The sequence below is a fragment of the Methylobacterium gossipiicola genome, assembly GCF_900113485.1.
GTDB classification, from domain to species: domain Bacteria; phylum Pseudomonadota; class Alphaproteobacteria; order Rhizobiales; family Beijerinckiaceae; genus Methylobacterium; species Methylobacterium gossipiicola.
The window spans coordinates 36,259-54,791 of record NZ_FOPM01000005.1 but is presented as its reverse complement, the minus strand read 5'-3'; the positions used below and the strand labels follow the sequence as shown (position 1 = coordinate 54,791).

The following is an 18,533-nucleotide window of genomic DNA, read 5'->3' as shown; positions in this document are numbered from 1 at the left end:
AATTCGCGAGTATCCAACCGATCGAAATCGCGCCATGACGTACTGTATCCACCGGATTCAAATTGATCGCAGCCACTCTTCCAGCCAAGGAGCCTGGAATTTTTTTGCACTGACATCCGATTCTTGAAAGCCGAAATTTTTTGCCCTTCTATCTCCACGCGGAAAAATGATATCCGGCTTCGCCTCGCGATAGGCGCCTTGAAACTTAACGCATGTGAGGACCGCTCGTGCTGGTGCATTGGATCAAGCTGTGCCCGCCTCCAAGGTGAACCGCTTCCGCCGGAAGCTCGAAAGTCTCGCGTCCCTCTCGCTTTTGGACGGCGACCTCGTGGACCGAATGCTCCTGAAGCAGGATCTCGCGCCCGCTCGGACAGACCTCGTCCCGCAGCATGAGCGTAGCGGCGGTCGTCTCGTGCTGATGGAGGGATTCGCGTGCCGATACCGGAATCTGCTCGGGGGACGCAGGCAGATCACCGCCTATCTGGTACCCGGAGATAGCTACGACCTCGATACGGTCCTGGAAAGCGACACCGACCATGCGATCATGGCACTCACCCCGGTGCGCGCGGTGCGCCTCTCGCCTGCCGAGGTGAGCGTGCTGATGCGGGAGGCGCCTGCGGTCGGTGAAGCTCTGCGCCGCGCCGCGCGCATCGAGGAAGCGACCTTGCGCGAATGGCTCGTCAATATCGGCGGCCGTCCGGCCCTGGCGCGGATCGCGCATCTGTTCTGCGAACTCGACTGGCGCCTGAAGGCGGTGGGCCTCGTGGAGGATGACCGCTTCGAGATGCCGATCACCCAGTACGATCTCGCCGACACGGCCGGTCTGTCGAGCGTCCACGTCAACCGGACGCTTCAGGATCTGCGCCGTCAGGGCCTCATCGCTTTGGCGGGGCGATCCCTGACGATCCTCGACCGCACGACCCTTCAGGCCCTGGGGGACTTCCAGCCCCATTATTTACGCCACCGCGTTGCGGCATGACGGATCGCGCACGGGCACGCCGTGCGCGATCCCGTCAATCCTTCGAGTCCTCGGCGGGGGCGCGTTCGGCGAGGCGGGCCAGGGTCGTGAGTTCGCGGAACCAGGCCCGAACGGGCTTGGCCGGGGTGCCGCCCCAGCGGCTGCCGGGGGGCACGTCGCGGTTCACGTTCGAGGATCCGGCGATCTGCGCCCCCATGCCGATGCGCAGGTGACCGACGACGCCGACCTGACCGCCGAGAACGACATAGTCCTCGAGGGTGGTCGAGCCCGAGATGCCGACGCCCGAAACGATGACGCAATGGCGGCCGATCACCACGTTGTGGGCGATCTGCACGAGGTTATCGATCTTGGTCCCCTCCCCGATCACCGTGTCGCGGCTGGCGCCCCGATCGATGGTGGTGTTGGCGCCGATCTCGACATCGTCCTGCACGATCACCCGGCCAATCTGCGGCACCTTGAGATGACCGCCCGGACCCATGGCGAAGCCGAATCCATCCTGGCCGATCCGCGCCCCGGGATGCACGATGACCCGGTTGCCCACGAGGGTGTGGATCAGGGTGACGCCGGCACCGATGGCGCAGTCGCGCCCAACTCGGACATTGGGGCCGAGGACGGCGCCCGGGCCGATGACGGTGCCGGATCCGATCTCGGCATCCGGCCCGATCACCGCGCCGGGATCGACGCGCACGCCGTCCTCCAACCGGGCTTGCGGATGGACATGGGCGCCCGGCGCGATTCCCGTCGAACCGAACAGGGAAGCCGGTCGCATGGCGTCCGGATGTAGTCGGGCCAGGATCCCCGCATAGGCACGGTAGGGATCACGCAGCACGAGGGCGACGGTCGTACTCGGGACGCGGGCGGCGAAGCGTGGGGAGACGAGGCACAGTCCGGCACGAGTCCCGCTCAGGGCATCGCCGTAGCGGGCATTGTCCATGTAGGCGATGTCGTCCGGGCCGGCGCTTTCGAGGGGAGCCGCCCCGCTGAAGATCGTCTCCGGATCGGCGCCGGAGGGCAGTGAAACGCCGACAGCCTCGGCGATGGCGCCGAGGCTGAGGGTGGTGTCGGGTGAGAAGAAGACGGGATCAGCCATGACCGGCAACGCGCCGCCCTCCGAAAAGGGCGACGCTCTCGGTGTTCTTAGAAGCGGGAGCCACCGGAGAACCGGAAGGCCTGGAGCTGATCCTTGCCGATCCGGAAGTTGGTGCCCGGAACCTTCACGCCCTCGTCCTTGGTCAGGGCGTAGGCGTAATCGAAGCGGATCGGGCCGAGCGGCGAGTTCCACAGGATGGAGGCGCCGATGGACGACCGGATCACCGCCTTGTCGTGGACGTTCACGCACTCGGGTTCGACGCCGATGGTCGCGGAGTTGAAGTTGCAGACGCCGCCGGGGGCGATGCCGTTGATGAAAGCATCGCCGTTGACGTTGAACTGCGTACGGCCATTGTAGCCGAACAGCGTACCGGCATCGGCGAAGACCGCGCCCTTGAGACCCAGATCCTTCGGGATACCCCAGATCGGGAATTGAAGCTCGACGGTGCCACCCACGTAGGTGCTGCCGCCGATGGCGTTGGACCGGCTGTCGGCGATGCCGACGTCACGCGGGCCGAGGCCGTTGGGGGCGAAACCACGGACCAGCGACGGGCCGAGGAAGAACTGATCGGTGATGCGCAGGGGCTCGTTGTTGAGCGCCGAGATGTGACCGCCCTGAAGGCGAATGAAGCCGACGACGTCCTCGTAGAATTCCTTGTAGTAACGGGCGTCACCCGTCACGCGGAAGAATTTCGAGTCGCCGCCGATGCCGGCGACGTCCGGCTTCAGCTCGGCGTAGAGACCGTTACGCGGCAGGCCGATATTGTCGAGGGTCGAATAGGCCAGCGTCAGACCGGCGAGCGACGTCAGGGTGTTGCCCTGTGATCCCTTGAGGGCGATGGAGGCCTCGCCGTCGAAGGCGCAGTTCGGGTACTTCGCCAAGCCAGCGAAGTCAGGACGCGGCACACCGTTAACGATGTCGTTCGCACCATACACTTGCGTGTACCCGGGAATCGGGTTCGAACAATCGTTGTACGGCCGCTTGAGCGTGTTCGGAACCTTCAGCTCGGTGTTGTAGAGCGAGTACCGCAGCGTGACGCCGAATTCTTCCGTGATCGGCAGGCCCACGCGAATCTGACCGCCGTAGACGGTGGTCTCGTAGCGCGAGAAGCGGGTCTGGTCGGAGTACTTGTAGAACGCATCGAAGCCGGCCGCGAGCCGATAGCCGAGGAAGTACGGTTCCGTGAACGAGAAGTCGATGCCGCGGGCGAACTGACCGGCAGTACCGGCGACACGCACGTACTGACCACGACCGAGGAAGTTCGATTCGGAGACCGAGACTTCACCGATGATTCCGTCCTGGGTCGAGTAGCCACCCGCGACGGAGAACGAACCCGTGGGCTGATCCTCGACGTCGATGTTGATGATCACGCGGTCGGCCGCCGAGCCCGGCTCGTTGGAGAAGCGGACCTTCTTGAAGAAGCCAAGGCCGTTGAGGCGACGCTCGGCCCGGTCCGTCAGCACGCGGTTGTAGGCGTCGCCCTCGGTGATATCGAGCTCGCGGCGGATGACGTAATCGCGCGTCCGGGTGTTGCCCCGGATGTTGATGCGCTCGACGTAGACACGCGGGCCGTCCTCGACCACGAAGCCGAGGGCCACCGTATGGGTGGCCGGGTCACGCTGTCCGGTGGGACGCACCTGAGCGAAGGGATAACCCTGACGGGCGACCTGGTTCGTGACGCCGCTCAGCGTCCGCTCGACATCCTCGGCGTTGTAGACGTCGCCGACCTGCGCCCGCACTTCACCATCGAGGCCACGGGCATCGAGGCCGGGCAGGCGCGAATCGATGGCGACGGCGCCGACCTTGTACTGCTGACCTTCGTCGACGACGATGTCGATGACCCAGCCGGCATCGGTCTCGGCCTCGACGTAGCGGGCATCGGCCTTCACGACCCGGAAGTCGGCGTAGCCATTCTTCAGGTAGAAGCGGCGCACGAGTTCGAGGTCGGCGGCGATCCGGTCGGGATCGTACACGTCGGACGTCTTGATGAACGAGAGGAAGTTCATCTCCGACGAGGACATGAGCTCCTTCAACTTCTTATCGGAGAATTCCCGATTGCCGCTGAAGTTGATCGCCTTGATGCCGGTCTTGTCGCCTTCCTCGATGACGTAGATCACGTCGAGGCGGCCGTTCGGCAGATCGACGGTGCGGAAGCTGACCTTGGCGCTGCCACGGCCCGACCGGCGATAGATTTCGCGGATGCGCTGAAGGTCGGCCGTGACGATGCCCTGATTGAAGGGGCCACGGGCCTTGGCCTCGACCTCGCCTTCGAGGGTGGCCTTCTCGACCTTCTTGTTTCCTTCGAACACCACGCGGTTGATGATGTTGTTCTCGCGAACGGTCACGACGGTGCTGCCGCCGCTGCGAGACACCTTCACGTCGGAGAACATGCCGCTCGCCAGCAGGTTGCGGCGGGCTTCCTCGGGAGACCCCGAGGCGGTGCCGGTCACGTAAGACCGGATGGTATCGGAATCGACGCGCTTGTTACCCTGGACGACGATCTGCTCGGCCTGCGCCGTGCCACCGAGAACCAGCCCAGCGGCTGTGGCGGCGACTAGGACGATGGTCTGCTCCGCCGACTTGCGTCGGCGCTTCCCCGTCATCGACATCATGTAATCGCCCGTCTCTTTTTATCAGTACGGGTTTGCACCCGCGGACGGGCGCCGGTTCTCCGGTCGTCCCGTCATCTGGTCTCAGGCTCAGCTTCTACCGGGTTTGCCGGTCGAAGCAAACGCCGGGGCGTCCGCCCCACAGGGGATTTCGGGGACACGTGGCGTTCCGGTCACGGGCGATGAACCATTCTCTTCGAACATGGTGAAGAAATCCTCACCACAATCCCCCTGCCCGGCGGATTCACCCGCCATGCTTGGGACTTGCGTCCGGTCCGACCGGCCGCCGAAGCCCGGTCAGGTGCCCCGCGCTCCCCAGGAGGCACCGAGGTTCAGCACGTCGTTCCAGGCCGCGAACAGCATGAGGAACAGTACGAGGGCGAGGCCGATTCGGAAGCCGATTTCCTGCGTGCGCTCGCTGAGGGGGCGGCCGCGCACGGCCTCGAAGGCATAGAAAAGGAGGTGGCCACCATCGAGGAGCGGCACCGGAAACAGGTTGAGGAGGCCGATGGAGACCGACAGCAACGCTATGAGGCCGATGAGGCCGCCGACGCCGCCGACCTTGGCGACCTCGCCCGAGACCCGGGCGATGCCGATGGGACCGGACAGCTGATCCGCCGATTCCCGCCCGGTCACGAGCTTGCCGATGTAGTCCACGGTGCGGTCGACCACGAAATAGGTCTCGTAGACGCCCTGCCCGATCGACTGCACGGGTCCGTAATGCACCAGCTTGGCCTCGTGCCCCTGCGGCCCGCGAATGCCGAGGCGCCCGAATCGGTGACGGCCGAACGGTGTACGCTCCTCGACCCCATCGGGGATCGCCGTCAGCACCTTCGTCTCGCCGCTGCGCTCGACCGTGATGGCGAGGCTGGAACCGGCGCTCGCGGTGACGGAGCGCTGCATGTCGGCGAAGCTCTGCACCGGGGAACCGTCGATGGCCCGGATGATGTCACCGGGCTGGAAACCGGCGCGCTCGGCGGCGCTGCCCGCGATCACCGCCTCGACGCGGGCCGGAACCTCGTAACGGCCGCCGAAATAGATCGACCCGGAGAACAGCACGATGGCGAGGAGGAAGTTGGCGATGGGGCCGGCGGCCACGATGGCGGCGCGCTTCCACAGGGGCTGCGTCGCGAAGCTCGTGGCGCGCTCCTGCGGGGTCATGCGGGCGACGGCCTCGGTGTCCGGCACGCTGGCGCCATTGGCATCGCCGTGGAACTTGACGTAGCCGCCAAGCGGTACGGCCGAGAGTTTCCAGCGGGTCCCGTGACGGTCGTTGAAGCCGAACAGTTCCGGGCCGAACCCGAGGGAGAAGGCGTGGACGCCGACCCCGCACCAGCGGCCGACGAGGAAGTGCCCCATCTCGTGCACGAACACCACGACGCTGAGCACGATCAGGAACGGGATCACGTTGCCGAAGAAACCGGCGGCTGTTCCGCCCATCGCAGTCAGAAAGTCCATCGTCGTTCCTCGCGGCGCGCAGCGGCCCACCGATTCGCCTGTAGCAGATCGGCACCCGGAGCGGCGAACGCAAATGCGTCAGGATGGTTGTGCCGCCGCACCGGGGCGAAGACCAGACGGAAACCCGGCTTTCCTGCGATCTCGGTAAAGACCGGACCGGCTCAATGGCCGCCCCCGCCCGCGAGGGCCGCGCGGGGGCGGCGGATAAACGGCACGGCGCAGGCCATGAGCAGGAAGAGGCCGGTGAGGACGAGGAACACGTCCGAGAAGCTCATCACCAGCCCCTGGATGCGGACGACGTTCATCATGGCTTTCAACGCCATGGCGTCCGGGTTGCCGCCCAGCCCCTCGAAGCTGCGCCGAGTCATCTCCAGGCGTTCGAGCACGGCGGTGTTGGTCCAGGTGAAGCGCTCGTGCAGGCGGGGGAGGTGGAGGTCCCAGCGGTCGTTCAGAACCGTGTTGATGAGCGCGAGGCCCACGGCGCCGCCGAGATTGCGCGTGAGATTGTAGAGGCCGGAGGCGTTCTTCATCCGGGCCGGTGGCAGGGTTCCGAGGGCGATGTTGTTGATGGGGATCATGCACAGCATCAAGGAGCAGCCGCGCAGGATCTGCGGCAGCAGCAACTCGCCGAAATCCCAGTCCTTGGTGAGACCGGTGACGATCCAGGTGCCGGCGGCGAAACCGATGAAGCCGAGCCCCATGGGAATGCGCGGATCGACCTTGCCGAGGAAGCGACCGGCAATGGGCGCGGTGGCGAACATGCACAGGCCGGAGATGAACATGGTCTCGCCGATCTGCAGGGCGGAGTAGCCGCGCACCCGCCCGAGATAGACCGGGTAGAGGTAGGTCAAGCCGTAGAGGCCGATGCCGAGGACGAAGCTGAACAGACAGCCGGCGGTGAAGTTGCGGTCCGAGAACGCCCGCAGGTCGACGATGGGCTCGGGCGCCGTGAAGGCGCGCCAGAAGAAGGCCGGCCCGGCGACGGCGCAAATCATCGCGCAGGCGAGCACCGCCTCGTCGGCGAGCCAGTCGTGGTTCGGCCCCTCCTCCAGCACGTATTCGAGGCAGCCGAGCATCAGTGCCATGAGAACGAGGCCGTACCAATCGAACCGCCGAAACAGGGCGAGGTTCGGCTCGTCGAAATCGACCAGCAGATACGTCGAGACCGTCACGACGATGCCCGGCACGACGTTCACCAGGAACAGCCAGTGCCAGTCGAACAAGTCGGTGAGGTAGCCACCCACCGTCGGGCCGATGGTGGGGGCCAGCGTCGCCACGAGGCCGATCATCGGCGAGACGATGGAGCGCTTCGAGGGCGGGAAGATCGTGAAGGCCGAGGCGAACACCGTCGGGATCATGCCGCCGCCGATGAAGCCCTGCAGGGCCCGCCAGACAATCATCTCGTTGATGCTCGTGGAGGTGGCGCACATCAGGCTCATGAGGGTGAAGCCCCCGGCCGAGATCACGAACATCCACCGGGTGGAGAGCACCCGCGAGAGGAAGCCTGACAGGGGAATCGCGATGACCTCGGCGATGAGGTAGCTCGTCTGCACCCACGGGATCTCGTCGCCCGATGCCGAGAGACCCGCCTGGATCTCCGCCAGCGACGCCGACACGATCTGGATGTCGAGGATGGCCATGAACATCCCGAACACCATGCAGACGAACGCCACCATGCGGCGGCGGTCGAGGGGGGGCTCGGCGGCTAGAACGGACATCGGTGCGCCCATGGCGGCGGCTCTTACGGCTGGACCGCGGCGGTGCGGGTCACCCCCGCGCGGGTATCGACCCGCACGGTGACGGAGAGGCCCGGGCGCAGGAGCCCTTCGCGGGCGACGTCCGCCGGCACGCGCACCCGCACGGGCAGGCGCTGGACAATCTTGGTGAAATTGCCCGTGGCGTTGTCGGGCGGCAGCAGGCTGAACACCGAGCCCGAGGCCGGCGACAGGGATTCGACGAAGCCGACGATGTCGCGATCCGGGTAGGCGTCCACGGCGATGTGGACGGGCTGGCCGGCCCGCATCCCCTCGACCTGGGTCTCCTTGAAGTTGGCGTCGACGCGGACGCTCTGGAGCGGCACCAGGGCGGCGATGCGCGAGCCCGGCGCCACGTAGGCGCCCGCCTCCACGGCCTTGTTGCCGATGACGCCGTCGAACGGCGCGTGCAGGACGGTGAAGGCGAGGTCGCGGGCGGCCCGCCGCTCGGCCGTCCGGAGTTCGGCCGCGAGGCTCTCGGCCTCCGCGCGCTGGGCCCGCAGGACCTCGACCTGGGCCTTCATGGCGACGAGGGACGCTTCGGCCCCCTTCTCGGCGGCTTGGGTGCGGTCCCGATCGGCCCTCGCCTGCTCGATGCGGGCTTTCGCGACGAAATCGACCTTCTCGAGCTGTTGCTGGCGCGCGTAATCCGCCGCCGCCCGCACGGAATCGGCCCGCGCCGCCTCGATCTGCGCCGCGCTCTGCAGCAACTGCGCCTGGGCTGCTTCCACCTGCCGGCCGATACGGGCGATGGCGGCCTCCTGGGTGGCGAGCTTTTCGTGCGCGGCTTCCTGGGCGAGGCGATAATCGCCGTCGTCGATGCGGGCGATGACATCGCCGGCCTTCACCGCCTGCCCGTTCACGACCGGGACCGCCGCGAGGTAACCCGGCACCTTGGCGGCCAGCACCGAGATGTCGGCTTGGACGTAGGCATCGTCCGTCGAGACGAAGAAACGTCCGACCGTCCACCACGTATAAGCCTTGTAGCCTCCTCCCCCGAGAATCGCGGCGGCCAGAAGGAGGAGGACGAGCTTTCGCGCGACCTTGCGCGCAGGACGCGTTGCCTCGGTGGCCGGAACGGTCGGGGGTACCGACGGCGCGGGTCGCGGGCCGGTGGCGCGTGCCGCCATCGTTTCCCCCTCCACAGGCACGTCGGTCTGCGAAGCGACGTCCCGATCCTCGGATTCACGCAGGGTCATGATCGCTCAAGCCGCCTCGAGTCTTGACCGAACCGTTCGGTCAACGCGATGTACGGGTTGAACCCCGGCTCGCCTCCCGCTAGTTAGATTGACCGAACGGTTCGGTCAAGGCTGGGAAAATTCGATGGTCAGTGGGGTGAGAGCGCCATCCGCGAGTCTCGGCGAAGGCGCTGCCCGGGGCGAGCGGACGTCTTCGGAAACCGACAAGAGGCGTCAGATCCTCGAAGGCGCCCGGACGGTTTTCCTCGCCTCGGGATTCGACGGCGCCAGCATGGGGGAGATCGCGCGGGCGGCCGGCGTCTCGAAGGGCACGCTCTACGTCTATTTTGATAGCAAGGAGCGCCTGTTCGAGGCCTTGACCATCGCGGAGCGCCAGGGACTGGCGGAGGCTCTGTTCCACCTCGACGCCGACGATCCCGATGTCGCCGGCGTTCTCACGCGCCTCGGTCATAGCTATCTCACGGAACTCGCGCGCCCCGACCATGTGGCGGTGATCCGGATGGTGATCGGCGCGACGGAAAAGTTTCCGCGCTTCGGCCAAGCCTTTTACGAGGCCGGTCCGGTGCAGGGCGTCACGCGCCTGACGACCTATCTCACGCGGCAGGTGGGGGCGGGGCGCCTCGTGGCGGCCGATCCCGAACTTGCCGCCCTGCACTTCCTGCACCTGTGTCAGGCCGGGCTCCTCACTCGCCTGCTGTTCGCCGTGGGCGAAGCGGTAACGGCCGAGGACATCACCCACCGGGTGGACGAAGCAGTACGGGTATTCCTCGCGGGTTACGGCCCGGAGGATCGCTGATCCGGGGTTTCCGAAGGGCTCGCCCTTCAAAACCCATTTTCAGGCGAAGGGCTGCGCCTGAATCAGGCCGCGAGGGCCTGCGTGCTCCAGGCGCGGACCTCTGCGTCGATGGCCAGAGCCTCGTCGACATCGGCCGGGGCCTGGCCGTGGATGCCGGCGAAATGCGTGCAGGCGCGCTCCACGAGGTCGCTGATTCCGTAGAAGCCGATGGCGCCCCGGATGAAGGCCGCGACGGCGATCTCGTTGGCGGCGTTCATCACCGTGGGCGCGGCGCCGCCATCCCGCAGCGCGGCGCGGGCGATGCGCAGGCACGGGAATCGGGCCTCGTCGGCGGCCTCGAAGGTGAGGCTCCCCACCGCCGCGAGATTCACCGGTCGACCGCGCGCGATGGTCAGGCGCTCTCCCAACCCGAGGCAATGCGCGATGGGCACCCGCATGTCCGGCATGGCGAGGCCCGCGGTCACGGCGCCGTCACGCCAGTTAATGAGGCCGTGCACGATGGATTGCGGATGCACGATCACGTCGAGGCGGTCGGCCTCGATGCCGAAGAGGTGATGCGCCTCGATGAGCTCGAGGCCCTTGTTCATGAGCGACGCCGAATCGATGTTGATCTTCATCCCCATCGACCAGGTCGGATGGGCGGCGGCCTGCTCGGGCGAGGCCGCGGCGATGCGCTCGGCGCTCCAGGTCCGGAAAGGGCCGCCGGAGGCCGTGATGGTCATGCTGGCGACATCCGCGACCTTGCCGTCGCCCAGCGCCTGCGCCAGGGCGTTGTGCTCGGAATCCACCGGCAGCAGGCTGGCGCCGTAGCGCTTGGCGTCGCGCATGAAGGCGTCACCGGCACAGACGAGACTTTCCTTGTTGGCGAGGGCCACGGTGCGTCCGAGGCGCAGGGCCGCGTGGGTCGGACGCAGGCCGGCGGCGCCGCTGACGGCCGCCATGACGATATCGGCATCCCGCGCGACGGCCTCCAGGACGGCGGTCTCGCCGGCTCCGTTCGGAATACCGGTGCCGGACAGAAGATCTTTCAGGAGTGGTCCCTGCGCGGCGTCCGCCAGGGCGACAAAATCGGCACCGATCTCACGGGCAAGCTTCGCGATGGCCTCGGCATCACGACCGCCCACGAGGGCGCCGACGCGAAAGCGCTCTGGGTGCTGGGCGAGGAGATCCGTGGTGGAGCGGCCGATGGAACCGGTGGCACCCAGGATGGAAACGGTGAGACTCAACGCAAACGTTCCTTCAGACCGCGCCCATGCGATGCGCGAGGAGATACAATCCAGCCAGCAGCGCCACGGCCGCGAACCCGTCGAGGCGGTCCATGACACCGCCATGGCCGGGAATCGAGCGGCCGGAATCCTTGACGCCCCAATGCCGCTTGAGGGCCGATTCGGCGAGGTCGCCGGCCTGGCTGAACACCGAGGCGGCGGCACTGACGAGGCCGACCACGAGGAGCGAGGTCGCCGCGAGGGGGCTCCAGCCGTAGCCGCGTGCCAGCATCACGAGGCCGATGCCCGCGAGGGTGCCGGCCGCGAGGCCGCCGAGGGCGCCCGACCACGTCTTCTTCGGGCTCACGGCCGGCATGAGCTTCGGACCTCCGAACGTCCGCCCGGTGATGTAGGCGACAACATCCGTCGACCAGACCACGGCGAACATCCAGGCCGGGCCGAGGATGCCGATGGCGGGATCGTCGCGTAGGCCCGGTGGCACCAGGGCGACGACGGTCCCACCCGCGAGGCCCGCCACGGCCCGGCCCCGTGCCGCCCCGTCCTGGGCCAGCACGAGGAGACCGAGGGTCCCGAGGGCCGCGACCCCAAGAAACACGATGGGCGCGGCGCCCTCGCGCAGGCAGAGGGACAGGGCCACGAGGGTCACGCCGATGAGGGTGAGCAGCAGACGGCGCGGTCCGGTACGGCTCATGCCGATCCATTCCGCCGTACCGACGAGGGCGGCGGCCAGCCACACGAGGGCGAACAGACCGCCGCCGATGATCAGGGCCGAGACGACGACGGTCGCCAGCACCACGCCGGAGACGAGGCGGAGTTGGAATTCGCGCCCCGCCAGGGGATTGCGCCGGATGCCGGAGGCGGCTTCGCTCGGAGTCGCCATCACCCGGTCTTGCCGCTGAGGCCACCGAAGCGCCGATCACGGCGATGGTATTCGCCGATCGCCGCGACGAATGCGTCGTGATCGAAATCCGGCCATAGGGCCGGCGTCGTCACGTACTCGGCATAAGCCGTCTGCCACGTGAGAAAGTTCGAGAGGCGCATCTCGCCCGAGGTGCGGATGACGAGGTCGGGGTCGGGGATGCCGGCGGTGTCGAGGGCCGCCGTGACCGCGTCGCTGTCGATCGCCTCGGCGGCCAAGCGGCCTTCCGCGCAGGCCCGCGCGAGGGCACGCAGGGCCCGGACGATTTCCTGCCGGCCGCCGTAATTGAACGCCACCACGAGGGTGAGGCCTGAATTGTTCCGCGTCATCGCCTCGGCCTCGTCGAGGAGGCCGACGATGTCGGGGGTCAGCCCGTCGCGGTCGCCGATGATGCGGACACGGACCCCGTTGCGGTGGAGATCGGCGAGATCGCGGCGCACGAACAGCTTGAGCAGTCCCATGAGGTCGGCGACCTCCGTCGGCGGACGGCGCCAGTTCTCGGACGAAAAGCTGTAGATCGTGAGGTAATCCACCCGCAGGTCGATGGCCGAGCGCACGGCTCGGCGTACGGCCTCGACGCCCCGCCGATGCCCCTCGACGCGGGGCAGGCCCCGGCTGGCCGCCCAGCGGCCATTCCCGTCCATGATGATGGCGACATGGGCCGGGGCCGGAAGGGCGAGACCGGCGGGAAGCGCAGGGCCACCCCGCGCGTCTTCGGCTCCAGCCTCGATATGACGCGCGCCTTCGATCCGCCCCAACGCGCCCCTCCCCTGCCCAATCCAGTCCGCTCACGAATCCCGCGGGTGCAGGAATCGTACCCGGGGATCCGGACCCGATTCCATAGCGTCGGATGCAGGCGTTCTTCCAGTCTAACTCGAACGATTTGAAGGCGCTGACGTCTCAAACCTGCATGATTTCCTTTTCCTTGGCGGCCAGGACACCATCGATCTCGGCGATGTGCGCGTCGGTGGCCTTCTGGACCTCGGCGGCCTGACGCTTCTCGTCGTCCTCGCTGATGGCGCCGTCCTTCTCCAGCTTCTTCAGATGGTCGAGGCCGTCGCGGCGCACGTGGCGGACGGCGACGCGGGCCTCCTCCGTGTACTTATGGGCAACCTTGACCATTTCCTTGCGGCGCTGTTCGTTCATCTCCGGCACGCGCAACCGGATGGTCTGCCCCTCGGTCTGCGGGTTCATGCCGAGATCGGACTCGCGGATCGCCTTCTCGACGGCGCTCACCATGCCGCGATCCCACACGGAGATGCTGAGGAGGCGCGGCTCCGGCACGCTCACGGTGGCGACCTGAGCCATGGGCATCATCGCGCCATACGCATCCACCTGGATGGGGTCGAGGATGCTCGGGGTCGCGCGGCCCGTGCGCAGGGACCCGAGGTCGCCCTTCAGGGAGGTCACGGCGCCCTGCATACGGCGCTTGATATCATTCAGATCGAATTCGGGGATGGCAGCCATGCGTTCAAGAGTCCCGACGCGAAGAGATTGAGGGGGGTCGGGCCTCAGGCCCGTTCAGCGGCTTCAATGAACCAAAACCCCGTGGCCCGCAAATGGCCTTCGGGGTTTGCGCGCCCCTGGATTCAGGGAACCACGCGGGTGGCGGGCGCTTCGCCCGTGAGGATCGCGCGGATCGAACTCGGGGCGTGCACGGAGCCGACCACGATGGACAGGCGGCTCTCGCGGGCCAGGGCGAAGGCGGCGGTGTCCATCACCTTGAGGTCGCGGGCAATGGCTTCGTCGTGGGTCAGGCAGTCGTAGCGGGTGGCGGAGGGATCGGTCTTCGGATCGGCCGAGTAGACGCCGTCGACCTGGGTCGCCTTGAGCACGGCCTCGCAGCGCAGTTCGGCGGCGCGCAGGACGGCGGCCGTATCGGTGGTGAAGAACGGGTTGCCGGTGCCGCCGGCCAGTACGATGACCTGGCCCTTGTCGAGGTGGTGCAGGGCCGGCTGCCGCGCGAAGGTCTCGCAGATCGTCGGCATCGACACCGCCGACATGGTGCGGGCCGGGACGCCAGCGGCGTTGAGGGCCGTCTCCAGAGCCAGCGAGTTCATCACCGTCGCCATCATGCCGAGCGAATCGCCGGTGGCGCGGTCGATCCAGCCGGCGGACGAGATGCGGGCTCCCCGGATCATGTTGCCGCCGCCCACCACGAGGGCGAGCTGGATGCCGGCCTCGCGGGTCCGGGCGATGTCCTCGGCGATGCCGGCGAGCGTCGGCGGATGCAACCAATAGCCGTCGGGGGCGGCCAGGGCCTCCCCGGAGAGCTTCACGAGGACGCGGCGAAACGGTGTGGTCTCCGGCATCGAGCCAGTCCCCTCAAAACCAGTCCCATCACGGACCGGAGAGCCAATCGGAAGCGGAGGGTGTCTAGCGCAAGCCGGGCCGAAACGTCGAGGGGCGGCGGCCTTTCGGCCACCGCCCCAAGATAATTTTAGCGAGATGTTTGTCGTCGGACCGAAGCCCGCATCAGCCGCGGGCGGCGGCGGCCACCTCGGCGGCGAAGTCAGGAGCCTCTTCCTTCTCGATGCCCTCGCCGAGGGCGTAGCGCACGAAAGCCTTCAGCACGACCGGCGCGCCGGCCTTGCCCTCGGCTTCCTTCAGGACCTGGGTGATCGTCTTCGAGCCGTCGTGCACGAAGGGCTGCTCGAGGAGGGTGACCTCCTTGTAGTAGCTTTTCAGGCCGCTCTCGACGATCTTGGCCAGCACGTTCTCGGGCTTGCCGGCGTTCTTCTCGCGCAGGATGTTGATCTCGCGGTCGAGGATCGTCTGATCGACGCCAGCGGCGTCGAGGGCCACCGGGTTGGTGGCGGCGACGTGCATGGCGATCTGGCGACCGAGGGTGGAGAGCACCTCCGCATCACCCTCGGACTCGAGGGCGACGAGGACGCCGATCTTGCCGAGGCCGTCGGCGACCTGGCCGTGGACGTAGGAGGCGATGACGCCCTTGGACACGTCGAGCTTGGCGACGCGGCGCAGGGTCATGTTCTCGCCGATGGTGGCGATGAGGTTGGCGAGGCTGTCCTTGACGGTGCCCTCGGCGCCGTCGAACTTGGCGGACTCAAGGCCCTCGAGGGTGCCGTCGGTGTCGAGGGCGAGCTTGGCGGCTTCGCGGGCGAAGCCCTGGAAGCTGTCGTTGCGGGCGACGAAGTCGGTCTCGGAGTTCACCTCGACGATGGCGGCGCGCTGGCCGACGGAGACCACGGCGACGAGGCCCTCGGCGGCGACGCGGCCAGCCTTCTTGGCGGCCTTGGCGAGGCCCTTCTTGCGCAGCCAGTCCACGGCGGCTTCGATGTCGCCATCCGTCTCGTTGAGGGCGCCCTTGCAGTCCATCATGCCCGCGCCGGTCTTTTCGCGGAGCTCTTTCACCAGTGCGGCGGTGATGTTGGCCATGGCCTGTCCTTTCTGGGACTCTTGAAGTTAGAGAGCCCGGCGCTCTGAAAAAAGCACCGGGCTTCAGGATGATGCTGTCGGAGGCGGCCCGCTGTCGGACACAGGTCCGGTGCGGGCCGCCCTGCGGGATCAGGCGGCGGCGGCGGCCTCGACGAAGCCACGGGCCTGATCGACCCAGCCGTCACGGCCGATGCGGCCGTTAAGCTTGAGGTCCGAATCGACCTTCGCGACGTCACCCTCGCTCATGGCAGCGAGCTGCCAGTAGTGGTAGATGCCGGCCTCGTTGAGCTTCTGCACGATCTGCGGGCCGGCGCCATTGAGCTTCGACAGGTCGTCGGGAGCGCCGCGGGGAGCCGAGAGCAGCTCGAAGTGCTCGGTGGATTCCACCAGGGCGGCGACGTCGGCCGCGTTCAGGGAACCGGCATCCTCGTAGGCCGGCAGCTCCTCGGCGGTGGGCTCTTCGGAGGCACCGAGGTCGATGCCGCTCGAACCCTGGCCGCGCGAGATACCGTCGATGGCGGCGCGGGCGATGAGGTCGCAGTACAGCGCGATGGCGCGGCCGGCGTCATCGTTGGCCGGGACGACGTAGGTGATGCCGTCCGGGTTGCAGTTGGTGTCGACGATGGCGGCGACGGGGATGCCGAGGCGCTGGGCCTCCTTGATGGCGAGCTGCTCCTTGTTCGTGTCGATCACGAACAGCAGGTCGGGCACGCCGCCCATGTCCTTGATGCCGCCGAGCGCCTTCTCGAGCTTGTCCTTCTCGCGCCCGAGCATCAGGCGCTCCTTCTTGGTGAGGCCTTGCGCGCCACCGTCGAGGATCTCGTCGACCTTGCGCAGGCGCTGGATCGAGCCCGAGATGGTCTTCCAGTTGGTCAGCATGCCGCCGAGCCAGCGGGAGTTGACGTAGTACTGGGCCGAACGCTTGGCGGCCTCGGCGATGGTGTCGGCGGCCTGACGCTTGGTGCCGACGAACAGCACGCGGCCACCCTTGGCGACGGTGTCGCTTACGGCCTGCAGGGCCTGGTGAAGGGCCGGCACGGTCTGAGCCAGGTCGATGATGTGGATGTTGTTGCGCGTCCCGAAGATGTAGGACTGCATCTTCGGGTTCCAGCGATGGGCCTGGTGCCCAAAGTGGGCGCCGGCCTCGAGGAGCTGACGCATGCTGAAATCAACGGCCATGATCTTCGTTCTCTCCGGTTATGCCGCCGTGGAGGAAGTGAACCGACCCCTCGGGGCCGCGATCACCGGAAACGCCCCATTCAGGCATGAGGCCGGCTCCACGTGTGGAATGGGCGGGGCCTTACCAGACGATTTTTAGAATGGCAAGGTTCTGGAAAGCAGAGTTTTGAAGTGTCGTCCGGATCAGCCGCCGAATACGGCGGCGATCTCCCCCTCGCCCATGATGCGGTAGGCCCCGGCATCGAGATCCCCAGGCAAGTCGAGGCCACCGATTCGGTCGCGGTGCAGGGCCACGACGTGGTTGCCCAGGGCCGCGAACATGCGCCGGACCTGATGGTAGCGCCCCTCGTGCAGGGTCACGGCCACCCGGGTTTCGCCGTGGATCTCCGTCTCGACGGGCAGCAGCGGCTTGTCCTCGCCCTCCAGCATCAGGGTGCCGGAGGACAGGATCGCGGCCTCGTTGCCCTTGAGCGGGCGGTCGAGGGTCACCTGATAACGTTTGGCGACATTGGATTTCGGCGCGATGATCCGGTGCAGCAGGGCGCCGTCGTCGGTGAGCAGCAGCAGGCCGGAGGTTTCCTTGTCGAGGCGGCCCACGGTGGAGAGGGCCGGATCGCGCCGTCGCCAGCGATCGGGCAGCAGGCCGTAGACGAGCGGGCCGGCTTCCTTGTGCGAACAGGTGACGCCGAGCGGCTTGTGCAGCATCAAGGCGACGCCCGGCGGCGGATCGAGGGGTTCGCCATCCACCAGCATGCGCTGGGCGAGATCGGGCGTCACGGGAATGCGCTGGTCCGAATCGCGCAAGGGCGCGCCGTCGAGGACGACGAGACCGGCGCCGGTGAGCAACCCGATCTCGCGCCGCGAACCGTAGCCCATATTGGCCAGCAGCCGGTCGAGGCGCAGGCTCGGGACCTTGCCGGGCCTGCTCACTTGCGCGCCTCGAACACCTTATAGCCACCCGAAGCGGCCTTGACCTCGACGGTCTTGAAGGCGGCATTGAGGGGCTTCTCGTACGGCAGGTGCATGTTGGCCGTGAGCCACAGGGTGCCGCCGGGACGCAGGGCCTCGGCCGCGCGGGCGATAAAGCCCTGGCCCAGCGCCTGGTCCTCGAAGCCGCCGTCATGGAAGGGCGGATTCATCACCACGAAATCGAGGCGACTGAGCCCGAGATTGCCGGCGCGGATATCGGCCCAGCGCAGGGTCGCGCGGGGATCGTCGACGTTGCGCCTCGCCATCTCGACGGCACGCCGATCGATGTCGATGAGGGTGAGCGCCGTCACCTTCGGCGAATGCAGCACGGATCGGGCCAGCACCCCGAGCCCGCAGCCGAAATCGGCGCCGCTACCCGCGAGGGGCGGCAGCAGCGACAGGAGCAGGGCCGAGCCCGGATCGAGGCGATCATAGGAGAAGATGCCGGCCTGCGAGCAGAGGGCGAGGTTATCGATGTGGCGCGGACCGCCCTCCTCCAGTGCGGCGTCGAGGTCCTGCAGCGTCTCGGGCCGCTCGACGAGGCAAATGCGGTGGTGGCGCCGGGCGCTCTCGGCGACGGGGGCCCCGAACCCCGTGAGTTCCTTTGCGAGGCGCGAACCGCCCCGGTCCTTCGGAGCGAGGGCCGTGAGGTGTCCTCCCGGTCGCAGGGCGCGCAGGGCTTGGGCGAGGACGTAGCGCCGCTCGATGGTGCCGGCGGGTGCCAGCACGTCGATCCGCTCCAGACTGGCGGACGCGACGTCCTCCAGGCGTGCTGAGCCGGGGATCAGGGGCGAGACCTGAACGGCCCCGTCAGAGCTCTCGGTGAGTTCGGCGGGCGGCAGGCCGTAGACGGCGTGATGGAACGAGGCGGTGGACATGATGATGTGATTCCGCCGCGACGGCGCACGCGCGCCCCGGCGGCTCTAAGCATGAACGAATGATGGACGTCGGGTTTC

16 protein-coding genes are annotated in these 18,533 nt (G+C 67.4%); 2 read left to right on the top strand and 14 right to left on the bottom strand.

What is annotated here, in order from left to right:
- Window positions 1–250 precede the first annotated feature (250 nt).
- A complete protein-coding gene (locus tag BM249_RS05665; RefSeq protein ID WP_091969839.1) occupies window positions 251–979 on the top strand; it encodes a Crp/Fnr family transcriptional regulator in 729 nt (242 codons plus the stop codon).
- Window positions 980–1,013: 34 nt separating this feature from the next.
- Here BM249_RS05665 and lpxD read toward each other — a convergent pair whose 3' ends face one another.
- The 5 genes from lpxD to BM249_RS05640 all read right to left on the bottom strand — a co-directional run bounded on the left by lpxD (window position 1,014) and on the right by BM249_RS05640 (window position 9,089).
- Window positions 1,014–2,069: a UDP-3-O-(3-hydroxymyristoyl)glucosamine N-acyltransferase gene (lpxD, locus tag BM249_RS05660; RefSeq protein WP_091969837.1), complete on the bottom strand. Its 1,056-nt coding sequence runs from the start codon at window positions 2,067–2,069 to the stop codon at window positions 1,014–1,016.
- Window positions 2,070–2,116: 47 nt separating this feature from the next.
- Complete coding sequence (bamA, locus tag BM249_RS05655) at window positions 2,117–4,681, bottom strand: outer membrane protein assembly factor BamA (protein WP_091969835.1); 2,565 nt, start codon at window positions 4,679–4,681, stop codon at window positions 2,117–2,119.
- Between the two features lie 294 nt (window positions 4,682–4,975).
- Window positions 4,976–6,136: an RIP metalloprotease RseP gene (gene rseP / locus BM249_RS05650; RefSeq protein WP_091969833.1), complete on the bottom strand. Its 1,161-nt coding sequence runs from the start codon at window positions 6,134–6,136 to the stop codon at window positions 4,976–4,978.
- A gap of 161 nt (window positions 6,137–6,297) precedes the next feature.
- Window positions 6,298–7,866: a DHA2 family efflux MFS transporter permease subunit gene (locus tag BM249_RS05645; RefSeq protein WP_091969832.1), complete on the bottom strand. Its 1,569-nt coding sequence runs from the start codon at window positions 7,864–7,866 to the stop codon at window positions 6,298–6,300.
- An 11-nt stretch (window positions 7,867–7,877) separates the two neighbouring features.
- The gene (locus BM249_RS05640; protein ID WP_091969830.1) at window positions 7,878–9,089 is read right to left on the bottom strand and encodes an HlyD family secretion protein; all 1,212 of its coding nucleotides are present in this window, start codon (window positions 9,087–9,089) and stop codon (window positions 7,878–7,880) included.
- Between the two features lie 136 nt (window positions 9,090–9,225).
- Here BM249_RS05640 and BM249_RS05635 point away from each other — a divergent pair, with 136 nt between their 5' ends.
- Window positions 9,226–9,885 carry a TetR/AcrR family transcriptional regulator gene (locus BM249_RS05635; protein WP_244528604.1) on the top strand — a complete coding sequence of 220 codons (660 nt, stop codon included), beginning with the start codon at window positions 9,226–9,228 and terminating at the stop codon, window positions 9,883–9,885.
- A gap of 62 nt (window positions 9,886–9,947) precedes the next feature.
- Here BM249_RS05635 and dxr read toward each other — a convergent pair whose 3' ends face one another.
- The 9 genes from dxr to BM249_RS05590 all read right to left on the bottom strand — a co-directional run bounded on the left by dxr (window position 9,948) and on the right by BM249_RS05590 (window position 18,455).
- Window positions 9,948–11,111, bottom strand: coding sequence for a 1-deoxy-D-xylulose-5-phosphate reductoisomerase (gene dxr / locus BM249_RS05630; RefSeq protein ID WP_091969826.1), 1,164 nt, complete (start codon window positions 11,109–11,111; stop codon window positions 9,948–9,950).
- Between the two features lie 13 nt (window positions 11,112–11,124).
- Entirely contained in the window at window positions 11,125–11,991 is an 867-nt protein-coding gene (locus BM249_RS05625) for a phosphatidate cytidylyltransferase (RefSeq protein WP_091969824.1), read from the bottom strand.
- Window positions 11,991–12,788 carry an isoprenyl transferase gene (locus tag BM249_RS05620; protein WP_091969822.1) on the bottom strand — a complete coding sequence of 266 codons (798 nt, stop codon included), beginning with the start codon at window positions 12,786–12,788 and terminating at the stop codon, window positions 11,991–11,993. The genes BM249_RS05625 and BM249_RS05620 overlap by 1 nt, the downstream gene beginning before the upstream one ends.
- A gap of 142 nt (window positions 12,789–12,930) precedes the next feature.
- A complete protein-coding gene (gene frr, locus BM249_RS05615; RefSeq protein WP_091969820.1) occupies window positions 12,931–13,497 on the bottom strand; it encodes a ribosome recycling factor in 567 nt (188 codons plus the stop codon).
- 122 nt (window positions 13,498–13,619) lie between these two features.
- Window positions 13,620–14,342 carry a UMP kinase gene (pyrH, locus tag BM249_RS05610; protein WP_091969818.1) on the bottom strand — a complete coding sequence of 241 codons (723 nt, stop codon included), beginning with the start codon at window positions 14,340–14,342 and terminating at the stop codon, window positions 13,620–13,622.
- A 163-nt stretch (window positions 14,343–14,505) separates the two neighbouring features.
- Window positions 14,506–15,429 carry a translation elongation factor Ts gene (tsf, locus tag BM249_RS05605; protein WP_091969816.1) on the bottom strand — a complete coding sequence of 308 codons (924 nt, stop codon included), beginning with the start codon at window positions 15,427–15,429 and terminating at the stop codon, window positions 14,506–14,508.
- A gap of 129 nt (window positions 15,430–15,558) precedes the next feature.
- Window positions 15,559–16,608: a 30S ribosomal protein S2 gene (locus BM249_RS05600; RefSeq protein WP_091969814.1), complete on the bottom strand. Its 1,050-nt coding sequence runs from the start codon at window positions 16,606–16,608 to the stop codon at window positions 15,559–15,561.
- A 183-nt stretch (window positions 16,609–16,791) separates the two neighbouring features.
- A complete protein-coding gene (locus tag BM249_RS05595; RefSeq protein WP_091970104.1) occupies window positions 16,792–17,484 on the bottom strand; it encodes a pseudouridine synthase in 693 nt (230 codons plus the stop codon).
- 50 nt (window positions 17,485–17,534) lie between these two features.
- Entirely contained in the window at window positions 17,535–18,455 is a 921-nt protein-coding gene (locus tag BM249_RS05590) for a class I SAM-dependent methyltransferase (RefSeq protein ID WP_091969812.1), read from the bottom strand.
- Window positions 18,456–18,533: the final 78 nt, after the last annotated feature.